Consider the following 21868-nt stretch of genomic DNA (forward strand, 5'->3'; position numbering starts at 1 on the left):
CGCTGATGCGACGCGTTGCTCAGCGCCCGAAGTGCGGCCGACCATGGCCTGACCGCTCCCGACGAACGGCGTTCAAACCGGGAGCTTTACCGCCGTGGCCATCGCCCACTTCTCAGCCAGCATTGTCAGCCGCGGCAGCGGCCGCAGCGTGGTGCTGTCTGCGGCCTATCGGCACTGCGCGAAGATGGAATACGAGCGCGAGGCCCGTACCATCGACTACACTCGGAAAGAGGGGCTTGTGCATGAGGAATTCCTGCTCCCGGCCGATGCCCCGAAATGGGTCCGCGCGATAATTGCCGACCACTCTGTCGCCGGAGCTTCGGAAGCCTTCTGGAACAACGTTGAGGCCTTCGAGAAGCGTTCCGATGCGCAGCTCGCTCGCGACCTGACCATAGCGCTTCCACTGGAGCTGTCGTCCGAGCAGAACATCGCGCTGGTGCGGGACTTTGTCGACAAGCATATCCTCGCAAAAGGTATGGTCGCGGACTGGGTCTACCATGACAATCCCGGCAATCCGCATATCCACCTGATGACCACATTGCGCCCACTGACCGAAGACGGGTTCGGATCGAAGAAGGTCGCTGTGACCGGCGAGGACGGCCAGCCAGTCCGCACGAAGTCCGGGAAAATCCTTTATGAGCTCTGGGCGGGTTCGATCGACGACTTCAATACTCTGCGCGATGGATGGTTCGAGCGGCTGAACCACCATCTGGCGCTCGGCGGCATCGATCTCCGTATCGACGGCCGTTCCTATGAGAAGCAGGGCATCGCGCTGGAACCGACAATCCATCTCGGCGTCGGGGCGAAAGCCATCGAACGCAAGGCGGAAGAACAGGGTATTCGGCCAAAGCTCGAACGGACCGAACTGAACGAACAGCGGCGGTCGGAAAACACCCGCCGCATTCTAAACAATCCAGCCATCGTGCTCGACGTGATCACGCGGGAAAAGAGCGTTTTCGATGAACGCGATGTCGCCAAGGTTCTGCATCGCTATGTCGATGATCCGGCTGTCTTCCACCAACTGATGTTACGCATCATCCTGAACCCCGAGGTTCTCCGGCTGCAGCGCGACACGATCGACTTTTCCACCGGGGAAAAGGTGCCCGCCCGTTATTCGACGCGGGCGATGATCCGCCTTGAGGCGACGATGGTGCGGCAGGCGTTATGGCTGGCGAACCGGGACGGTCATCCTGTCTCTGAAGCTGCTCTTGACGCAACGTTCCGGCGGCACGAGCGGTTGTCGCAGGAGCAGAAAGCGGCGATCGAGCGGATCGCCGGTCCCGCCCGGATCGCGGCCGTGGTTGGACGCGCCGGCGCCGGCAAAACCACGATGATGAAGGCTGCCCGCGAGGCGTGGGAACTGGCCGGATATCGTGTGGTCGGCGGCGCGCTTGCCGGCAAGGCGGCCGAAGGTCTGGAGAAGGAAGCCGGCATCGAAAGCCGCACGCTGGCATCATGGGAGTTGCGCTGGAATCGGGGCCGTGACGTTCTCGATGATAAAACCGTCTTCGTCATGGACGAGGCCGGCATGGTCGCCTCGAAGCAGATGGCCGGCTTCGTCGATACCGTTGTCAGGGCAGGTGCCAAGATCGTTCTCGTCGGCGATCCCGAACAGCTCCAGCCGATCGAGGCGGGTGCTGCCTTCCGCGCCATCGTCGACCGCATTGGTTATGCAGAACTCGAGACGATCTATCGCCAGCGCGAGGACTGGATGCGCAAGGCGTCGCTCGATCTGGCCCGGGGCAATGTGGAAAAAGCGCTGACCGCCTATGATGCCAATGCCAGGATCACGGGAATGCGCCTGAAGGCCGAAGCGGTCGAGCGGCTGATCGGTGACTGGAACCACGATTACGATCAGACGAAGACAACGCTGATCCTCGCGCATCTGCGCCGCGACGTGCGCATGCTCAACGTTATGGCCCGCGAAAAACTTGTCGAACGCGGCATTGTCGGTGAGGGCCATGTCTTCAAAACAGCTGACGGCATTCGCCAGTTTGACACGGGCGACCAGATCGTCTTCCTGAAGAACGAGACCTCGCTCGGCGTCAAGAACGGCATGATCGCTCATGTCATTGAGGCCGCACCGAACAGGATCGTTGCTGTCGTCGGAGAGGGTGATCAGCGGCGGCAGGTCATCGTCGAGCAACGCTTCTACAGCAATCTCGATCATGGTTACGCTACCACGATCCATAAATCGCAAGGCGCTACCGTCGATCGCGTGAAGGTGTTGGCAAGCCTCTCGCTCGACCGGCATCTGACCTATGTGGCGATGACCCGCCACCGCGAGGATTTGCAGCTTTACTACGGCCGCCGGTCATTCGACTTCAATGGTGGCCTGGCCAAGGTACTCTCCCGAAAGAATGCCAAGGAGACCACGCTCGATTATGAGCGCGGAAAGCTTTACCGCGAGGCGCTGCGGTTTGCGGAAAGTCGCGGCCTTAACATCGTCCAGGTGGCGCGGACGCTGCTACGCGACCAACTCGACTGGACGCTGCGCCAGAAGACGAAACTTGTCGATCTCGGCCAGCGCCTTGCTGTCTTTGCAGAGCGTCTCGGTCTGCACCACCCCTTAAAAACCCAAACGATGAAGGAGGCCGCGCCCATGGTTGCAGGCATCAGGACATTTTCCGGTTCCGTCGCCGATACGGTGGAGCAAAAGCTCGACACTGATCCAGCCCTCAAGAAACAATGGGAAGAGGTTTCGACCCGTTTTGCTTACGTCTTTGCCGATCCCGAGACCGCCTTCCGGGCGATGAACTTCGATGCGGTGCTAGTGGATAAGGAAACGGCCAATCTGGCGCTTCAGACGCTGACGACCGCCCCGGCGTCGATCGGACCGCTGAAGGGTAAGGCCGGCATTCTTGCCAGCAAGACTGAGCGCGAGGACCGTCGCATCGCCGAGATAAACGTCCCCGCTCTGAAGCGCGATCTCGAGCAGTATCTGCAGATGCGCGAGGCTGCCATAAAGCGGCTTTCCACAGACGAGCAGGTACAGCGCCAGCGCGTGTCGATCGACATCCCGGCGCTCTCGCCGGCAGCACATGTGGTGCTGGAGCGCGTGCGTGACGCGATCGACCGCAACGATCTGCCGGCGGCCATGGCATATGCACTGAGCAATCGGGAAACCAAGCTGGAAATTGACGGGTTCAACCAAGCCGTCACCCAGCGGTTCGGGGAACGCACACTGCTCACCAATGCCGCGCGCGAACCCTCCGGAAAGCTCTTCGACAAACTCTCAGACGGGATGCAGCCCGAGCAGAAGGAACGTCTGAAGGAAGCCTGGCCGATCATGCGCACGTCCCAGCAGCTCGCCGCTTACGAGCGCACCGTCCAGACCCTGCGGCAAGCCGAGGATTTGCGTCTCGCCCAGCGCCAGACGCCGGTGATGAAGCAATGAGACGGCGGCTTCTCCCGTTCCTGGCCAGCGTGGGTGGGGCGATCGCCGCTCTGGCGGCAGTCGCCTATATGGGCGGCTTTCGCTTGAACTTGACGCCGAGCGAGCCGCTTGGACTCTGGCGTATCGTGGCCCTGCAGCGTCCGGTCGAAACTGGCGATCTCGTGTTCATCTGCCCACCGCCGACCGCGTCATTCGAGGAGGCACGGCGCCGCGGCTATGTTAGGCGTGGCCTCTGCCCCGGCGGCTTTGCGCCGCTGATCAAGACAGTCGCGGCACTTCCCGGACAGCATGTCGAAATCGGTGCGAATGTCACTGTCGACGGCAGGCCTCTCGCCTCATCGATCGTTCGCGCGAGCGATGGCGAGGGCAGGCCGATCACACCGTTCAAAACCGGCCTCGTGCCACTGAGAAACCTGTTTCTTCACTCATCCTTTGCGAGCTCCTATGATAGTCGGTACTTCGGGCCGGTTCCCGACACGGGCCTTCTCGGTCTGGCGCGGCCGGTCCTCACGTTCAATCCATAACTGGCAGCGATCCTGCCTGCTCATTGCCGTATCCGTCGCTTGCGGCTGGACTGCCTGGAGCGGCCATGCCCTGACCCTTCCGGTCGCTGTGTTGTTTCCGGCGCTCTGGGGGATGTCGCCATCGCGGCTGACGGCGGGGCTCGTGTCCGCCGGATATTTTCTGGCTGCCTCGCGTGGGCTGCCGCAGGGTGTCGCCAACTTCTATGCCGCCGATCTCTGGCCTGGGCTTCTGCTCTGGACAGCTGCTTCGCTGTCCTTCGCCGGCGTCCATGCGGCACTCTGGAAGGGGCAACCGGAAGGGAAGTCTCGGGGAGAAGGTCGAACGGTAATGGCAAGGGCGCCACGCTATCTGGCGGCGGCGATGCTCATGGGACTGCCGCCCCTCGGCATAACCTGCTGGGCACATCCGCTGACCGCTGCAGGTGTGCTCTTTCCGGGATGGGGATGGTGGGGGCTGGTCGCGATGGCAGCCGGCCTCGCGATGATGACATCGCGATATTGGCCAGCTGTCGCCATCGTCCTGGGAGGATTCTGGCTCTGGTCTGCCGCTACGTGGACATCACCTGACCTACCCGAGGGATGGAAGGGCGTCGACCTCGAACAGGGCGAGAGCCTCGGACGAGACGGCTCGCTCGACTATCACCGTGACCTGATCGCAACGGTGCGTACGGCTGCGGGAGAGAAAACCCGCTTCATCGTTCTTCCCGAAAGTGCTCTGGGCTTCTGGACGCCGACCGTGGCAAAGCTCTGGAGCCAAGGCTTGCGAGGCTCGGAGCTCACTGTGATCGCCGGCGCGGCCGTCATCGATCCGGGCGGCTACGACAATGTCATGGTGGAGGTTTCGGCTGACGAAGCACGAATTCTCTATCGCGAACGCATGCCGGTTCCGGTGTCCATGTGGCAGCCATGGCGGGCATGGACCGGGCAGGGCGGTGGAGCTCGCGCCAACCTCTTCGGCAATCCAGTTGTGCAAAGCGACGACCAGAAGGTCGCCACGCTGATCTGCTACGAACAGCTCCTCCTCTGGCCGGTCCTGCAGTCGATGCTGCATTCCCCCACCGCAATCGTTGCCCCGGGCAACGGATGGTGGACCGCGGGAACGTCGATCGTCGCCATTCAGAACGCGAGCGTGATTGCCTGGGCAAAACTATTCGGACTGCCAGTCGTCACGGCTTTTAACAGATAAGGAAATTGTTTGCGATGGTCGATGCCGCCCTCATCAAGGAATGCAGCGATCCCGGCCTGAAGCCGGCGATCGTCGAACAGTTCATCGAGCAGGCAGGGTCGCAAGATCCGCTCGCGGTCACGGTCCGCTCCGGAAACCGGGTGGTGCTGGTGCCCAGGCCGAAGACAGCGGAGGAGGCGTTGGCGCTTATCCGAGACAACCTCGGTCGCAGTACCGTTCGCGTCGGGATCACACAATATCCCGCCGGGCTCGGCATCGTGGAGGCGGGCCAGCTGAAGCCGGACCTGGTCGATGCCTGCGAGAACATGCGCATGGGCACAGCCCTGTTCGCCAAGGTCTATCGGATCGTGACCAAATGGTATGGCAACCCGACCGGGAGGCAAGTCCTGCCGCAAGTGTTCGACGATGCGATCATCGCCTGGCAGACGGGATACTTCGAAGGAACGGCAGTGTTTCGAGCTGAAGATCCGGGTAAAACGAAAATGGCTGACCCGGAGCCCGCGCGGGAAGACGATACCTCGGGCGAACGTGCGGACCATGGTGCGACCGACGATTCCGATGCTGCTCCGGAAATCGCTACCGACCCTAACAAGGCAGGGATCCGGATTGATCTTTCTGGCATCGGTCATGAAAAGTAGATGTTACCATGGGTTGATCGATCCAACGCAATTGCCCAGCAACTCTCTTAGAGTGTTTGGACTACGCGAATATACCGATCGGAACGGAATTCCTTGCGTCTGATGCTTCTTGGATGTGAAGATTTGCACGTTCGCGATGCCAATCCCTACTGGCATCTCGTTGAAATGACTCTTATAAAGGCCGGGACGCAGTACGTGCTGTGTTGCGGCGTAGAATCCGCGGATGAAAGGTTGGCGCTGACCGAAATGGCGCCAGGAATCCTCTGACCTTATGGCCGGGGGCCTGTGACTCATGTCCAGGCGCCTCGGTGCTAAAGGTCTCAGGGCCGATTCATCTCGGATTCTAACCCCCGGCTAGGGTTCATAGGGTTCAACGTCAGCGGGGGCGGACCGCAGACAAAACCAGGGTTGGAAGCATGGAATCGGAAGATGTGAGCTTGTCTAAGGGAGTGGAGCTCCGGCCAGTGGTGGGGCTAACGCGGGGACTACCTCCCGCCGACTTGGAAAGCCTTACCGTCGACGCGATCCGAACGCACCGGCGGTTAGTCGAAAAGGCTGACGAACTGTTCCAGGCACTGCCGGAAAGCTACAGATCAGGGGAATTGACCGGTGGCCCACAGCATCTTTGTTACATCGAGGCCAGCATCGAGATGCATGCGCAGATGAGCGCAGTGAGTACCCTGATCAGCATCCTCGGCTACATCCCGAAGGTGACCGTTAACTGATCCGGATTCAGGACCACGCCTGGTGAGCAACTTGGCCACCGGCGCTCTCACATCAACTTCCTGCGAATTGCTAGCGCGGTGAGGTGGGCCTTGCTCCGGACATCGAAGCGCTTCATAGCCTCGCGAAGCTTGACGCGGACACTATTGTATTTGACGCCCTCCACATCGGCGATCTCCTCCATCGTCATACCGACGGCGATCCATCGGAGATAGGTCGCCTCTTTAGGATCGAGCCAGGCGGCATCTTCCACAGTCGGAGTGGTTTGAAGGAACGAGATGCGGGCATGGAGCTGTCCGACGGCAGCGGCGGCCGCGACCGCGTCTATCTCACGGTCGAGATCGATCTCTGGCCGATCTGACGCCAAGGTGAACATCGACATCGAGCCGTTGGCAGTTTTGATGGGAATGGTGACCCCGGATCGAACGCCGAAATCTGCAGCTTGCGCGTAGAAGGCACGCTCCTCCTTCGATAGCCTCGGACGATCCTGTTCGCCGGACCACGCAAACATTAGCTTTCTGGATTTCGCGCGTTTGACGACCGGATCGAGTTTGTCGAAGCTCTTCTCGAAATACATCGACCGCCACTCACGATGATAATTGGTGACTGCGATGCTGTGCTTGTGCTGGATGTGGAGATAGGCGTAGCCGGTGAAGCCAAAATGTTGGGTGAGGTCGGAAAGGCCCTGCGTGAGGATGCTTTCGTCGCCTTGTATCGCCGCAAGATCGGTCAGCTTGTCCAGCCAGTGCTGCATTTTTTCACTCCGTTTTGGTGGTCAGGTGGAACAGATCACGAGAGCCCCTCGACGTTTATTATCATATGCGCTCAAAAATCAACCTTAGATTGCATAATAGTACTTATGGAACCAATGGTGGCAGGCACTAGCTAGCGCGTGCTTTCAACGACGGGGGGATTTCGCCCTGCTGCCGGACGTCGCTGGCAGGAAGAGCCTGCGATCCGGTCGCATAAAAAGCTCCCCGGAGCTTGAACTGCGACACCAGACTTCTCAACGACTTGACCTCTGTTGCAAGACTGCCTGACGCTGCATTTGCTTCCTCAGCAATCGCGGCATTATGTTGCGTGTCTCGATCCAGAGCCCTAATTACGGAGTTGATTGCAGCGAGGCTCTCGGCCTGCTCCTGATAGGTCGCCGATACACCCTCCATGTGGCGGTTTACCTCCACGATGAGCCCACCTATCGCCCGCAGCGTTTCACCTGTTTCTCGAACAAGCTTCACACCGCTGCTCACCTCGGCAGATGCATTCGTGATCAGGACATTGATGTCCTTCGCTGCCCGCGCAGACCGTTGGGCGAGTTCACGCACTTCCTGAGCAACTACCGTAAATCCTTTGCCGGCCTCACCCGCGCGTGCGGCTTCAACGCCCGCGTTGAGAGCGAGCAGGTTTGTTTGAAACGCGATTTCGTCGATAACATTCAGGATGCTTGAAATCTCCGCTGATGAGGTTTCTATCCGCCTCATCGCCTCTACTGTTCGTGTTAAGACCTCGGCCGATCCAGATGCTGACTTGTTAGCCATCGCAGCGATCGTTCGTGCTTCAAGAGTACGATCACTGGATAGACTGATATTCGCAGTAATCTCGTGTAATGCCGCAGCGGTCTCTTCCAGCGAAGAGGCTTGACGCTCCGTACGCTGTGACAAATCATGCGACCCGTTCGCGATCTCCAGCGCTCCCTCATCAATTACTGAGATGGAGCGAGATATATTGTCCAGAGTGTCATGGAGTTGTTCAACGGACTGATTGAAATCATTGCGTAACCCTTCAAAGTCCGGAGCAAAGGGGTCGGGTAATGAGAAGTTGAGATCACCATCAGCAAGTCTTCTTAGGCCACCAGCCAATCCAGATGTAGCGGCGCGAAGGCGCTGCTCGGCCTCTGCGTCGGCTCGCTCTTTAGCCTCGGCAAGTTCGGTATCCCTTTGCTGGCGTAAAAGCTCTGATTGTGCTTCAAGCTCTTTCTTCGCAATCGCTGCTCGACGAAACACTGAGACTGCAGCCGCCATTGCCCCGATTTCATCTGTCCGCCCGGCATAGGGGACATCGGCATCAACGTTCCCATCGGCCAGTCTTTTCATTGACGCGGCAATACGGGCGATCGGCCCGGTGATACCAAAGGTTACGAAGACAATTGCAGCTAAAACGATCAGCAGGGATCCAATCGCAGCTGCAATCAGTCCTAGTTTCGTGTTGTTATAAGATGCCTGGCTTTCAGCGTACGTGTGCTCGGTGTCCTCTTGGTTTATCCGAACAAGCTCGTCGGCATTTGCCGAGACCTGAACTCCAAGAGGCTTCATCGTACTTGTCAGGTACATCGCAGCTTCTACGGTTTTGTTCAGCGAAGAGTATGACATTACCTTCTCGGCTGCGGTCACATAACTCGCCTTCGCGCCCTTTATCTTCGCGATCAACTGAAGCTCATGCTCGGAAACGGAATTGGCCTCATATCCCTGGATGTGATCATCCAAAACGAGCGCGCGATCCTGGATTGCTTCCTTAGCCGCTTTTTTTTCATCGACCGAAAAGACCAGCAGATAATCACGATAAGCATTTTGAAGATTAGCCATGTCGAGGGCGATCGTCTTCGACAGCTCAACGCTCTTCATCTTTTTGACCGCGATCGTCTTGGTAGCGGAATTTGTGGACTCCAGTCCACTTATCGCAACAACAGCAACCGCCGCAAAAAGCACCGCTAGTGTCAGCAGGACGAGACTTAGCAGAAACCGGATGCTTGGCCTTTTCATTTACTAGTCTCCAGATTGATGTTGCCTATCTTGATCGGTCGAGGAGTTAGCATGACCATCATTGACGCGAAGACTAGGCTTGAAGATCGTTGCTGCGACCACGGCCTTGATTCCTATCGGTCCATAATGACGTGAGAGGTCGATGGACGGCTGTTCTTTAGTTGAAGGGTCTCGGCGCACTTTGCATCCTGTCATGAGCATGGACGTCGTCCTTGAACTTGAGGCACTCCAAAAAATCGGAGAAACGGGCTCTTTCTGGAGAACGCGAGGCTGCCGCCGACGAATTCCGGCGGCAGCCCATCCAGCCTTGGGAGGCTCCGGCAGAAGAGATTACTGGTACAACCGCGAATTCATCTGGTCGTGCCAACATGGTTAGCAGCTCGCCCTCAGGGCGCCCGCCCCAATCTGGAGGCTAATACGCTAGATTCCGGGCTTCAGGTTGAGCGCATTTGGCACGGGCTTCATGAACTGCGAAATTGGCGAAGCCTCAGCGATGTATACCCTGTTCGGGCGCGTCAATATAAAGGCGACATAGTCCGCCACGTCTTCTGGCAATAGCAATTTCGAGTGGTCATCGACGTGGTTTTCCGATCGTTGCTGGGTATCTACCGCACCGGGGCAGATGGCGGTCGCTTTCACGTTGAACGGTAAGCCCTCGGCATCAGTTGTTTGGGTAAAGCCGAGCGCGCCGAATTTCGAGGCGGCATAGGCGCCGAACTTAGCGGATGCCACTTTCCCAGCGCGTGACACGATGTTGATAATATGGCCTTGCTGCCGATCGCACATGTGCTGGAAGAAGGCTTGAGTGCACAGGAAAGTGCCTTTGAGATTTACCGACATGGTGAAATCCCAATCCTCTTCTTTGATATCAGGAATGGCGTTGTGAACAGCTACCCCCCCATTATTTACCAAAATCTCCACCGAGCCGAATCGCTCGAAAGCTGCGGCTGCCATCGCTTCAATCTGCGACTTGTATCGTATGTCTGTCTGGATCGGCAGCGCCTGACCGCCGAGCGCTCTAATCTCATCGCTTACTGCGCCAATCTGGTCTACCTCTGGCGACGCCAGAACGATATTCGCGCCTTCGCTTGCTAACGCGATTGAAATTGCCCGACCGATGCCCCGTCCAGCACCGGTGATGACCGCAGTCTTGCCTTTTAGTTTCATGGTTCCCTACTTTTCAAATGCCGGTGCCAGGGACTGTCTTGGTCTTGCGACAAACTGAGCGCCTGCCTGCCCTTGTCCAGCGCATCAATTTCCTGTCTGATCAGTAAAACGGCGCCCTAGTGAAGACTGTCTGGTCTACACCAGATTGTCAAGAACTTACATTCTATGATCGCCAACTTTCCCATACTGGGAGAACTGGCGTCAGAACAGGCGTGGCAAAATGTGAACAGGAGCTTTAAGTGGTACACTGTAGCCGGGCGAGCCTGCGGCTGGCTCGTAACGTTTAAGCTAGAGGCGGATCAAAGCGCTGAAATGGATGATGTTTTGAATAAATACCCAATTTACATTCAGCTCCAAAAGAAATTGCTGGATGCAATTCACGGCCGAGAGTTTGAACAGGGCAGCCGTTTTCCTTCTGAAAGGGAGCTGTCCGAAAAGTTTGGCACAAGCCGTGTCACCATGCGAAAAGCCATCGACCGGCTAGTGCAGATGGGGGTGCTTGAGCGGCGCCCTCGTAGCGGAACTTATCTACCAGAGCGCCTCTTTGATCGGCCTATTAGTGAACATGCATCATACAGTGTTTCGGACGTTGTGGAAAAAGCTGGGCATGTACCGGGATCGAAGCTTCTGTATTTCGAGCGCAAACTAGCTGGCAAGATCAGTGCCGCGAAGCTCGAAATCGATGTCGAAACTCCGATTATCTCTATCCAAAGACTGCGTTCGGTAGATGGCATTCCAGTATGTGTTGAATTTATCGAGATACCGGCTCATCTAGTGCCAGGGCTATCAGCAAGCGATGTGCTTGAAAACAAGTCACTATATGCATACTTTCGAAACGTTTATCATCTGAGTTTCCGTAACAAGACGTCCACAATCAGCGTTCATTGGGCGACGGCGACCGAAGCGGAATTTCTGAACTTACCAGCCGGGTCTCCCGTACTCAAATTTGAATCCGTCAATGTCTCGAACGACGGTATCCCCTTTGAATTTCTTCGTTCATTAAATCACCCAGACCACGTCAGTTTCTCGCTCAATCATGGGAAGCAGCTAGAGCTCGCTTCAACATCGGCTCCCATCAGCATGATGATGACCGGCACCATGTAGGCCACCGTCCCAATTTCCAACTCCGTCATACCTCTAGGCCAGACGGCATCGACGAAATGGCGATGAGCAACTTAAGCACTTTCTGGACGACTTCCGATTCGCTTGCTCGTACTTAAGAGCGATTTCGCGGTCCACACGCCCTCGCGCAAAAATCATATTGACAGCAAATTTGGCTGCGCCTAATGTGGTATACACCAGATGGGCGCTTTCGCTGTCCTTTTGGTCTATGGTCTTGGCCCCGCCGATGGAGGGGATCAGCGCCCATTAGCGCTAAGCTCGGGAGGAACGAGCTGTGATCTCTGAAAGAAAGTGGGCTGGTTTCAACGGTTCCGCCCTTTGGTATACCCATTAGGTGGCGCCACATCAGGGGAATAGAATAATGAACTCAATTCGTCGCAGGCTTGCGGTAGCTGTCGCTACAGCCATACTTGTTGCAACTGGCGTAGCATCAGCCTCCGCCCAAGACGTTGTGATTGTGTCGTCGGGCGGTGCCTGGCAGGACGCTCAGAACTCCGCGCTTTGGGCTCCGGCCGCCAAAAAACTTGGTATCACCTATTCGCAGGATACTATGCAAAACTGGGCCGAAATTCGCGCCCAAGTCGAATCCGGCTCCGTTAGTTGGGACATTGTACAGATTTCCATCGCCGACGAGCCACTAGCCCGCGCTGCAGGAGTGATCGAAAAACTCGACCCTGGTGTCGTTGATCCGAAAGTATACGCGCCAGGTTCCTTCACGGAATACTTTGTACCGAATAGCAGCTACGCGACCCTAATTGCCTGGAACAAGAACACCTATGGCGAAAACGGTCCGAAGTCAGCCGCCGATTTCTTCGATGCCAAGAAGTTTCCTGGAAAGCGCGCGATGTGGAACCAGCCCGGCGGGATGATTGAAGCTGCCGCTCTAGCCCTTGGTACGCCACGCGACAAAGTCTATGAGTTTCTTTCCACCCCAGAGGGTAAGAAGGCAGCAATGGACAAGCTCGCTGAACTTGCGCCTCACGTGTCCGTGTGGTGGGAGAGCGGCGCGCAGGCAGCGCAGCTCGTCAAGGACGGCGAAGTCGACATGATCATGACGTGGGGCGGACGCGTGGTTGGTGCTATCAATGATGGTGCAAAATGGGACTACACCTTCAACGACGGGCAGCTTGGCGTCGACGGTTACGTTGTCGTCAAGGGGGCACCGCACCGCGATGCGGCTATGAAATTCCTGGCTGAAATGTCTAAGGCCGAGTACCAGGCCAAGCTTCCCGATACCTTTGCAACGGCGCCGGCGAATTTGAAGGCTTTCGACGTTGCGGGATATTCGCCCGAGAAGATTGCGACAATGGCCTCTGCTCCGCAAAACATTGGCCTTCAGTATCCGGTTGATCCCACATGGTGGGCAGCAAATGGCGCCTGGGCTTCTGAAGCTTATGACAATATGCGGTTGTCCAGATAACGATTGCTGAGCCTGGCCTGGGACCAGTGTCTCGGGCTGGGCTCAAATCGACCGCCGCTGAACCCCAGCCGTCCATCGGTGCACGACGATGCAACGTACCCTTTTGCGATCGCCTGTAGCACATAGCAAAGAATCCTCGGAACAATGAATCTCAACTCCACTCCAAATTTGTCTCTGCCCATAGCAATAGAAGGCTTGACCAAGACCTATGGCCCTGTGACCGCGCTCGATAATGTCAGCTTGGACATCAAGAGCGGCGAGTTCATCACGCTCCTAGGTCCATCTGGCTCGGGGAAGACGACCCTTTTAATGGTGATTGCCGGGTTCATTCGTCCCAATCAAGGATCTCTGAAGTTCGGTGACCAGGAGGTTATTCTGAAGGCGCCGCACCTACGAGGCGTCGGAATGATGTTTCAAAACTACGCTCTGTTCCCCCATATGAACGTGGCCGCGAACATCGCCTATCCGCTGAAAATTCGCGGTGAGAAGAGCGAAGTCGTCAAGGCCAAGGTCAATGAAGTTTTGGAAAAAGTGCAACTAGGGGAATACGGAAACAGGCGTATTTCTGAGCTGTCCGGCGGCCAACGCCAGCGTATTGCCTTGGCTCGAGCTATAGTTTTCAAACCAAAAATACTTTTGATGGACGAACCGCTCTCTGCGTTGGACAAGAACCTTCGTGAGATGATGCAGCTTGAGTTGCGTTCGATGCACGAAGACCTGGGTATGACCACCGTGCTGGTTACGCATGATCAACGCGAAGCGTTGACGATGTCCGACCGAATTGCGGTCTTGCGAAATGGCAAAGTGACGCAATTAGGTACTTCTGAATCCCTCTATGATGCGCCGAACTCCGAATTTGTAGCTGCATTCATGGGCGAGTCCTCATTTCTTGAGGTCGAATACAAGAACACCGACTTCTATTACGGTGACCAAAAAATTCAAACAGATAGTTCGGTATTCTCCGACGCGCCAAGGCACTTGCTCGTTCTTCGTCCGGAAAAGCTGGATTATGTGAAACCCGCACAGCGAGAGGCCTACAACTGCTTTGAAGGCGTAGTCGAACAGATGCTGTACCAGGGCGAAAGTTGCCTGGGTTACATCCGGCTCAATTCCGGGGCGCTCATTCACGTCCGCCGCAATCTGCGGGAGAGTAGCAGGTCCGAGATTCCAAAAAAAGGCGACATAGTCGTTGTGGGCCTTCATCGCAATGAAACCCGTATAGTTAAGGGCGAGTAGGTCGATGGTTGATGCGTTATCTATGCAGGCGCCTTCAAGCGCAGAGCTAATAAACCACGCGGGTTTGCATCGTAAAAGTCGCGTGGAAACCGCGATGCTCTTTGGCTTGTCGCTGCCGGGCATTGTCGTGATATTCGTCGCTTTAGTTTTGCCCGTCGGCCTAATGATGTATCTATCTTTCATCGGCGCAGACGGTTCTTTAAGCCTCGAAAACTACATGCGTATCTGGGAAAGTCCGATATACGGTAAGGTCTTTGGTATCACCTTCACAGTTGCATTTGCGACCACCGCAATCGTAGTTCTCGTCGGCTATCCCCTTGCCTACTTCTTGTCACAATTGTCGGATCGTGCATCCTCCATCGCGATGATTGGCGTGCTTATGCCGTTCTGGACGGCAGTTCTGGTGCGCACATATGCGTGGCTTATTCTCCTGCAAGACGGGGGCATTATTAACGACACGCTGATGCACCTTGGTGTCATTAGTGAACGTCTACACCTAGCCAATAATTTAACCGGCACTCTTATCGGCATGTCCCATGTCATGTTGCCATTTCTCGTCCTACCGCTCTATGCCTCCATGAAATCCATTGATCCCAATCTGATGTCCGCGGCTTCCAATCTCGGAGCAAGACCAAGCAGAGCGTTTTGGGACATTTTCTTTCCGCTTTCGATGCCGGGCCTTCTGTCCGGCGCACTAATCGTATTCGTGCTCTGTTTGGGTTTCTACGTCACGCCCGCGGTTCTGGGCGGTGGTCGCGTGATCATGATCGCCATGCGTATCGAAGCCAATGTGAGTATCTATTCGAACTGGGGTGCAGCGAGTTCGCTTGGGATGGTCCTCATCGCCATTACAGCGGTTCTTCTACTCGTCGCTTATCAAATTTCGAAGTTGGGCGGAGGCGCCAAATGAACTGGTTTAAGCAGAGTGTTACCCCGACTCAGATTACAAATCTCGACCGGTTATGGCTTTATTCGTTCAGCATTATTGTGCTGGTGGCTCTTGTAGCGCCAACACTGATTGTAGTTCCAATGTCATTCTCCGATTCGCAGTATCTAGAGTTTCCGCCTCGTACCTATTCATTCAGATGGTACTTGAGTTACCTCCAATCGCCTGAATGGATACGGGCCACGGTCGTGTCACTTAGGGCCGCTGTTATTACGTCAGTTGTTGCGACTGTTATTGGTACCGCGGCGGCTTATGGGATCCGTGTCGGCAGCAAACTACTCGCCGCACCGATTTCGGCAATCTTTATCTTACCGATGGCAGTACCCGCGATTCTGATCGCAATCGGATCTCTCTTTATCTTTGTACCATTGGGACTGGTAAACACTACGGCTGGGCTTGTCTTGGCTCATACTATGCTTGCACTTCCATTCGTGGTGATTGTCACCACGGCGGGTCTAGCATCCTACGACATGAATCAAGAGATGGTAGCCAGAAGTCTCGGTGCCACCAGAGCGCGTGCTTTCTTCACCGTCACGCTACCGCAGATCAAGTTCTCGGTCATGACTAGTGCACTTTTCGCCTTTTTCGTTTCGTTCGATGAAGTCATCATCGCAATGTTCATTTCGAATGGGACGGGCGGCACGCTAAACCGCAAGATGTTCAACGCCTTGCGCGATCAAGTTGATCCTACAATCGCTGCCATATCGACTTGTTTGATAGCCGTCTCGATCACCTTGCTCGTGCTGGCTCAGATCTTCAGGCCGCGACGTGACGCTTAGGTGCGTCCCTGGTTGTGCTTCTCGCATTCTCTCAGAAAGGCTTATCTATGACGGCTCGAACAATCAATATTCAGGGCGCTCAAGACATGCGCGCCGTAAAGCTTGCGGAGTGGTCAGCGTCCGTTGTCGATATCCCCGCCGAGGTTAAGGCGTTCTCATTTCTGGTTGTAATGGATGCTGTCTCATGCGCGCTTGCAGGCTTGGACAATGCGGGTTCCGTTGCGGCGCGGGCAGTCGCAATAGAGCTTTGGGGCGACGGAGGATCTTCGATCTGGTTTACGGGGGACAAAGCGTCTGCGCACGGAGCAGCCTTCGCCAATGCGATGGCGACTTCAATTCTTGATTATGACGATGGTCATCGAATGGCCGAGGGCCACCTGGCCGCGGCCATGGTTCCGGCAGTATTGGCAGAAGCCGAGGAGATCGGTGCCAATGCTGATCGTGTGCTGACTGCAATAGCCATCGGCTATGAGGTTGCCACACGCATCGCTAAGTCACGCGATCCGAAAACCGTTTTGACTGGGGCGTCAGGCCGATGGTGCGGGCAGGGAGTGGTTGCGGCTATTGGGTGGCTGAGGGGCGACGATGCAATGACCATCGCGAATGCCATGGCCCTTACCGATACCATCGCACCTTATGCAATGGCCACCGAAGACACCCAGGTGGGAAATCACGTTAAGGAAGCTATTCCTGATGGGACGAAGAACGGGCTGGAAAAGCTCGTTGCTGCACGAAACGGGATGCTCGGCCCGATCGATTTTCTTGATCGGGACCGCTTCGACGGCGGGGTCATAAGCCGTGACGTCGCTGGCGGCTGGTATATCGAAACCACTTACTTCAAACCGTACAGTTGTTGCCGTTGGATACATGCTCTGCTTGATGCGCTGCTCGTCCAACGAAACCTTGTTAAGGACTGGTACGACGTCAAAGAAATTACTGTCGGCACGTTTGAGCGAACCCTAACGCTCAACAATCAGCACAAGCCTAAGACGCTGCAATCAGCGCAATACAGCGTTCCGTTTTGTCTGGCGTCGGCAGCGATTTATGGCGCGGCTTGTCTACAGCCCATCAAAGCAGAGCTTCTATCCGATCCCCGCGTGCTTGCACTGGCGGAAAAGGTCAAGGTCAAGGTCGATGCCGACCTGGAAGCAGTCTACCCCAACGAAACGTCGGGACGCGTCACTATTTCCGTGGATGGTGGACCGTCGCCGGACACCGTCTACGTCGAGATCGCAAGGGGCGATTCTCGGAATCCTATGACTTTTGAGGAGCGAGTCGAGAAACTCAGAAGATGCGGCGACGGCGTTTTAAGCGATCATGAGATGAAAAGCTTAGAGGGAGCCCTAATCGCGCTTCGCAACGAAGAGCAAATAGCTCCCTTGCTGAAATGCATCTCCACGAAGCGGCAAAAAAATGGCTGACCGGGCTGTGATTGTCCGCAAGCATACCAATCAATGACAATGTTACGAAGGAAAGAACAGATGGATATCCATAAGACAGATGCTCAAATAGCTGACGCCCTGAAGGCTGTTTCCGGCCGCGAAAGCGTGACGGACATCTTCTTTGTTGCGTGCGGCGGCTCGTTCTCTTTGATGCTAACGACGCAGTATATTACCGACCGAGAGGCGAGCCGTATTAATGGCATCGCATTGAATGCCGCCGAGTTTACAGCACGCGCCCCCAAGACCCTTGGCCGGAATTCTTTGGTTATTGCATGTTCGCATTCGGGCACCACGCCGGAAACGGTCGAAGCTATTAGATTCGCACGGCAGGCTGGCGCATTGACCATTTCTCTGACCAATGTCCTTGGCAGCCCACTCGACGATGCATCAGAGTTTACCATCGCCTACAAGCACACTCCACTCGAGATGAGTTCGCACCATTCGGCAGCTATCCTTTCGCGGCTGGCGTTGGGCATCGTCAAAGTGCGCGAAGGTAATAACAAAGCAGATGATTTCGAAGCAGCCCTCACAACCCTTCCAAGACTCGTCGACCAGAAGATCGCTGATCTGAAGGGGGAAATCGCTACGTTCGCAGAGGCGCATAAGCGTGACTCTGTGATTTACACGATGGCGTCGGGTTCCAACTACGGTGTCGCCTATTGTTACGCGATCTGCCTATTTCAGGAGATGTTATGGATCCATTCAGCCGCCATCCAGGCGGGTGAATACTTTCATGGACCGTTTGAGGTCACAGATTTTGATGTCCCGTTTGTGCAATTGATGGGAGTCGGTCCCACGCGTGCAATCGACGAACGTGCGTTTTCCTTTGCTCAGAAATACAGCCGCCGCGTGACCGCACTCGACGCAAGAAAACTGGGCATCTCGGACTTTCCAGAAAGCATCGCTGAGTACCTTACTCCACTACTTTTTACCCCCATTCTACGCGCGTACATGGAAAAGCTGGCTGAAGCCAAAGGACATCCTCTCACCGTGCGCCGCTACATGTGGAAGTTGGAGTACTAAGTCTTTGAGAACAGGTGGGTTGCCCTTGATTTAAGTCGGCAGCCCGCCACTGCGGTAACAAGCCTACTTCTTTTTCGTAAAGGGGTTGGATGGCCTAAAAACGGAGGCGATTGGTTTGGGGAAATTAGCTTCAGGTCAGGCAGGACTTGTAGGTATCGGCGACAATGTCGTTGATCACTATGTCGATCAAAACGTCTATTATCCTGGCGGAAACGCGCTTAATGTCGCCGTTCTCGCGCATCGGTTCGGGCTCGCTGATACAGCCTATATTGGCCTTATCGGCGATGATGAATATGGTGCGCATGTCCGGGCAAGCCTTCTTGCTGAAGGTCTTTCGGAATCTCATCTACGCCAAGCGATTGGAGAAACCGGCTATTCCAGTTGTCATATCGTTGATGGCGATCGGGTCTTTCTGAGTTCAAATGCCGGCGGGATTAGAAGGCGGCTCACACTGCGTATGGACGTGGACGATCTCGAGTTGATCAAACGCTTCGGATACGTACACACGTCGTGCTATAGCTATCTGGAACCGGAATTACAGCGAATCCGAACGGTTGTGCGAGAGATCTCGTTTGACTTTTCAGTTAAACGCGACAGGGATTATTTGGCGGCCGTTTGTCCGATGATCACCCTGGCCTTTTTGTCCGGCTCGGATCTTTCCGATGACGAGAGAGACTCACTTATTGCCGACCTACACGGCTTTGGAGCTCAACAAGTGTGTATCACCCAAGGTGAACGCGGTGCTGTTTTCAGCGACGGATCTCGAATTCTAAAACAAGGTGTAGTCAAAGCAACCTTGGTAGACACCATGGGGGCGGGTGACGCATTTATCGGAGGACTTCTAGCCGCACGGATTACTGGCGCTGAGTTGGAGGCCGCGCTGAGCCACGCGGCTGCCTCCGCAGCAAAGGCGTGTGAATGGCCAGGAGCCTTCGGGTATCCGCATCCTGTCTCAAGCTAAGAACTACTTGGACAGGCAATGGACTACCGGTTGCTTGGCCGTTCTGGCCTCAAGATTTGCACTATCACTATAGGGACAATGACTTTCGGGGGCGTAGGCTGGACCCAGACGATCGGCCAGTTGAATTTGCCAGAGGGAGAAGCAGGGGTGAACGTATGCGGTATTCCAGCAGACTGTCCAACGTAAATATTCCGGATAGTGGGAATAGCCAATTCGTTTCTGAAGATGATCGAGGCGGGGTAGCGTGATACCACCTACGGAAATCCGCCGCGGAGGCGCCGCTGCGACCGTTACCGACGTTGCCCGGGCGGCTGGTGTTTCACGGGCGACCGCTGCACGGGTGCTCGGTGACTACGGCTATGTCAATGTCGAAACTCGGGAACGCGTCTTGGCAGCCGCTAGGAGCTTGGCGTATCAAGCCAATCAACTCGCGAAGAGCGTGGCGACCGGCCGCAGCAAGACAATCGGTGTGGTGGTAGCGGACATCGACAGTCCGTATTTCGCACGCGCCATCCGGGCGATCACGGGTACTGCAAGTGCGCACGGTTTTGTCGTGATCCTTGCGACGACCGACGAAGATATAGAGGTAGAACGAGATGCCGTCCGCGTTCTGCTCACCAAGCGTGTCGACGGGTTGATCATCTCGCCAACATCGAGCAGTGAGGTAGCGCATCTCGCACGGCTTTCCGAGATTGATTGCCCGATTGTCCTCCTGGATAGGCGGGTACCCCAACTACGCGCCGACACGTTTGCGGTCGACAATTTCCGTGCCGCCTATGAGGCCGTCACCATGTTGATTGGACGAGGGCATACTGACATTGCGCTGGCGTCTAACGCTCTTGCACACCCGGGACAGCACCTAATTTCGTCCGTGCGGGAGCGTATCGACGGCTATCGCGCGGCGTTAGATGATGCTGAGATCCCGGTCGATCCCCAATTGGTCGTTATGGGTGGGGCGGAGCCCCAAAATCTGGCGCATGAATTGCGGGTACTCTGCAGCTCCCCTGCCCGACCTACCGCCTTTTTGGCCACGGAGAGTTCCGTTGCCCTTGTTATCTTGAATGTTCTCCGGGAGTTGCATTTCTCAATCCCTGACGATGTCTCGCTCATTTGCTTTAACAATCCCGACTGGACCTCTATAACGACACCGCCACTGACTGTAATTTCGCAGCCAATTAAGGAACTTGCTACTGCCGCCACAGAAAAGCTGATAGCGCGTTTGACGGGTGCCGCCTCAAACGTCCGCAAAGAAACCCTTCTTGCAGCGACACTTATTAGGCGCGGTTCCGTGAGTGATGTGTGCCACGTTCAAAGGTCTGCCGTTCTCACTTCCCCTCAGCCTTTGAAGCCTCCTGGGAAATCAATGTCCTGATCGACAAGGACGTTGAATTTGTAACCAGGAGGGATTTCCAGCGTCGGCTGAACATCCTTCGACCCAAAATGGCCGGGCGTGCAGGAGTGGCTGGATGAGGTGACCCCCGCCTACAATCGCCTGGTCAATGCGATTTGGGCGGTCTACGATCCGCAGGCGATTGTCTTCGGTGGTCAGATCCCGCCAGCCCTCGCCGAATTGATGATTGAGCGGACGCACCTGTTTGGAAAGCCGCGCTACGGCGTATGGCGCGCAAGCCCGAAGTTGATCGTGTCGGAGATCAAGCCGGACGCGGCCGCGATGGGCGCGGCTGCAACTCCGTTCAAACTGACGTTCTTTTGACGATTTGCGCCATCAGCCACGCGGCTGCATTTTAACGCAGACGCTAATCCTGCGCGGTAGGTCGGATGACGATGCTGCCGACGTCCACGTCGTCCGGCTGATCGATCGCGTAGGCGATGCCGCGGGCAATGGCTGTGGGCGGGATAGCAATCTCCTCAATCCGTGCTGCGATTGCATCCCTGACCGCTATGTTGGTGAATGAGTCTGTTAGATTGGTCGCAATCATACCCGGCGAGACGTCGGTAACGCGCAGATGAGGTCCCGCTTCCTGCCGCAAGGTTTCGGTGATCGTTCGTACCGCATTCTTGGTCGCGGCGTAGACGCCCATCGTCGGCACAATTTTGATGCCGGCTGTTGAAATCACATTGATGACATGCCCGCTGCGCTGGCGTGCGAAGACAGGCAACGCAGCGGCGATACCGTACAGCGTACCGCGCAAGTTCACGTCGATCATCGCGTCCCAGTCTTCGACCTGCAGGGCATCAAACCGCGAAATCGGGCTGATGCCTGCATTATTGACGATGACATCCAGCCTGCCCCAGCGCTCCACCGCGAGTGCCACGAGCGCTTCGAGATCGGCACGAACGCGCACGTCGGTCACTTTGTAGGCGACCTTGCCGCCGACAGCAGCGATGTCCCGGGCAACTTCCGCCAGGACATCTTCGCGCCGCGCGCCAAGCACCACTGTCGCGCCAGCCTCAGCCAGAACAACTGCGGTCGCGCGGCCAATGCCGCTGCTGGCGCCTGTGATCACTACTACCTTGCCTGCTATAGTCATGTTGGTCTCCTTCCACTTGACTGTAGAAAGATTGGGCAAGACGTACTATGCTT

General features: G+C 56.1%; 19 protein-coding genes and 1 pseudogene. 16 read left to right on the forward strand and 4 right to left on the reverse strand.

What is annotated here, in order from left to right:
* Window positions 1–94: 94 nt before the first annotated feature.
* From traA to RLCC275e_RS33930, 5 genes are all read left to right on the forward strand, one after another.
* Window positions 95–3397, forward strand: a complete 3303-nt coding sequence (gene traA / locus RLCC275e_RS33910; RefSeq protein WP_033184346.1) for a Ti-type conjugative transfer relaxase TraA — start codon at window positions 95–97, stop codon at window positions 3395–3397.
* Window positions 3394–3921: a conjugative transfer signal peptidase TraF gene (traF, locus tag RLCC275e_RS33915; protein ID WP_033184345.1), complete on the forward strand. Its 528-nt coding sequence runs from the start codon at window positions 3394–3396 to the stop codon at window positions 3919–3921. Before traA ends, traF begins: the two co-directional genes overlap by 4 nt.
* A gap of 16 nt (window positions 3922–3937) precedes the next feature.
* Window positions 3938–5107 (forward strand): conjugal transfer protein TraB, encoded by a 1170-nt coding sequence (locus RLCC275e_RS33920; RefSeq protein WP_171891383.1) that lies wholly within the window; start codon window positions 3938–3940, stop codon window positions 5105–5107.
* A gap of 14 nt (window positions 5108–5121) precedes the next feature.
* Window positions 5122–5745 (forward strand): TraH family protein, encoded by a 624-nt coding sequence (locus RLCC275e_RS33925; RefSeq protein ID WP_033184431.1) that lies wholly within the window; start codon window positions 5122–5124, stop codon window positions 5743–5745.
* A gap of 416 nt (window positions 5746–6161) precedes the next feature.
* Window positions 6162–6470, forward strand: a complete 309-nt coding sequence (locus RLCC275e_RS33930; RefSeq protein WP_033184430.1) for a transcriptional repressor TraM — start codon at window positions 6162–6164, stop codon at window positions 6468–6470.
* A 47-nt stretch (window positions 6471–6517) separates the two neighbouring features.
* Here RLCC275e_RS33930 and traR read toward each other — a convergent pair whose 3' ends face one another.
* The 3 genes from traR to RLCC275e_RS33945 all read right to left on the reverse strand — a co-directional run bounded on the left by traR (window position 6518) and on the right by RLCC275e_RS33945 (window position 10394).
* Window positions 6518–7222 carry an autoinducer-binding transcriptional regulator TraR gene (gene traR, locus RLCC275e_RS33935; RefSeq protein WP_033184429.1) on the reverse strand — a complete coding sequence of 235 codons (705 nt, stop codon included), beginning with the start codon at window positions 7220–7222 and terminating at the stop codon, window positions 6518–6520.
* 127 nt (window positions 7223–7349) lie between these two features.
* Window positions 7350–9227, reverse strand: a complete 1878-nt coding sequence (locus RLCC275e_RS33940; protein WP_050516879.1) for a HAMP domain-containing methyl-accepting chemotaxis protein — start codon at window positions 9225–9227, stop codon at window positions 7350–7352.
* Between the two features lie 420 nt (window positions 9228–9647).
* A complete protein-coding gene (locus tag RLCC275e_RS33945; protein WP_050516878.1) occupies window positions 9648–10394 on the reverse strand; it encodes an SDR family oxidoreductase in 747 nt (248 codons plus the stop codon).
* 165 nt (window positions 10395–10559) lie between these two features.
* Here RLCC275e_RS33945 and RLCC275e_RS33950 point away from each other — a divergent pair, with 165 nt between their 5' ends.
* The 11 genes and pseudogenes from RLCC275e_RS33950 to RLCC275e_RS33995 all read left to right on the forward strand — a co-directional run bounded on the left by RLCC275e_RS33950 (window position 10560) and on the right by RLCC275e_RS33995 (window position 21037).
* Window positions 10560–11498, forward strand: a complete 939-nt coding sequence (locus RLCC275e_RS33950; RefSeq protein ID WP_050516877.1) for a GntR family transcriptional regulator — start codon at window positions 10560–10562, stop codon at window positions 11496–11498.
* A gap of 379 nt (window positions 11499–11877) precedes the next feature.
* On the forward strand, window positions 11878–12936 hold the full coding sequence (locus RLCC275e_RS33955) for an ABC transporter substrate-binding protein (RefSeq protein WP_171891381.1): 1059 nt from the start codon (window positions 11878–11880) through the stop codon (window positions 12934–12936).
* 195 nt (window positions 12937–13131) lie between these two features.
* Window positions 13132–14172, forward strand: coding sequence for an ABC transporter ATP-binding protein (locus tag RLCC275e_RS33960; RefSeq protein ID WP_368389649.1), 1041 nt, complete (start codon window positions 13132–13134; stop codon window positions 14170–14172).
* A 4-nt stretch (window positions 14173–14176) separates the two neighbouring features.
* Window positions 14177–15082, forward strand: coding sequence for an ABC transporter permease (locus RLCC275e_RS33965; RefSeq protein WP_033184426.1), 906 nt, complete (start codon window positions 14177–14179; stop codon window positions 15080–15082).
* Window positions 15079–15897 (forward strand): ABC transporter permease, encoded by an 819-nt coding sequence (locus tag RLCC275e_RS33970; protein WP_050516876.1) that lies wholly within the window; start codon window positions 15079–15081, stop codon window positions 15895–15897. The genes RLCC275e_RS33965 and RLCC275e_RS33970 overlap by 4 nt, the downstream gene beginning before the upstream one ends.
* A 47-nt stretch (window positions 15898–15944) precedes the next feature.
* Complete coding sequence (locus RLCC275e_RS33975) at window positions 15945–17318, forward strand: MmgE/PrpD family protein (protein WP_050516875.1); 1374 nt, start codon at window positions 15945–15947, stop codon at window positions 17316–17318.
* A gap of 60 nt (window positions 17319–17378) precedes the next feature.
* On the forward strand, window positions 17379–18362 hold the full coding sequence (locus tag RLCC275e_RS33980) for an SIS domain-containing protein (RefSeq protein ID WP_033184425.1): 984 nt from the start codon (window positions 17379–17381) through the stop codon (window positions 18360–18362).
* A 115-nt stretch (window positions 18363–18477) separates the two neighbouring features.
* Window positions 18478–19323: a PfkB family carbohydrate kinase gene (locus RLCC275e_RS33985; protein WP_033184424.1), complete on the forward strand. Its 846-nt coding sequence runs from the start codon at window positions 18478–18480 to the stop codon at window positions 19321–19323.
* An 18-nt stretch (window positions 19324–19341) separates the two neighbouring features.
* A pseudogene (locus RLCC275e_RS34580) lies at window positions 19342–19482 on the forward strand (aldo/keto reductase); the annotation flags it as partial.
* An 85-nt stretch (window positions 19483–19567) separates the two neighbouring features.
* Window positions 19568–20695 (forward strand): LacI family DNA-binding transcriptional regulator, encoded by a 1128-nt coding sequence (locus tag RLCC275e_RS33990; protein ID WP_246723444.1) that lies wholly within the window; start codon window positions 19568–19570, stop codon window positions 20693–20695.
* Window positions 20696–20794: 99 nt separating this feature from the next.
* Window positions 20795–21037 carry a hypothetical protein gene (locus tag RLCC275e_RS33995; protein WP_246723445.1) on the forward strand — a complete coding sequence of 81 codons (243 nt, stop codon included), beginning with the start codon at window positions 20795–20797 and terminating at the stop codon, window positions 21035–21037.
* A 43-nt stretch (window positions 21038–21080) separates the two neighbouring features.
* On the opposite strand, the gene RLCC275e_RS34000 is transcribed toward RLCC275e_RS33995, so the two are convergent.
* Window positions 21081–21815: an SDR family oxidoreductase gene (locus tag RLCC275e_RS34000; RefSeq protein ID WP_033184422.1), complete on the reverse strand. Its 735-nt coding sequence runs from the start codon at window positions 21813–21815 to the stop codon at window positions 21081–21083.
* Between the last annotated feature and the right edge of the window lie 53 nt (window positions 21816–21868).

Source organism: Rhizobium brockwellii (genome assembly GCF_000769405.2).
In the GTDB taxonomy this organism is placed as follows: Bacteria; Pseudomonadota; Alphaproteobacteria; order Rhizobiales; family Rhizobiaceae; genus Rhizobium; species Rhizobium brockwellii.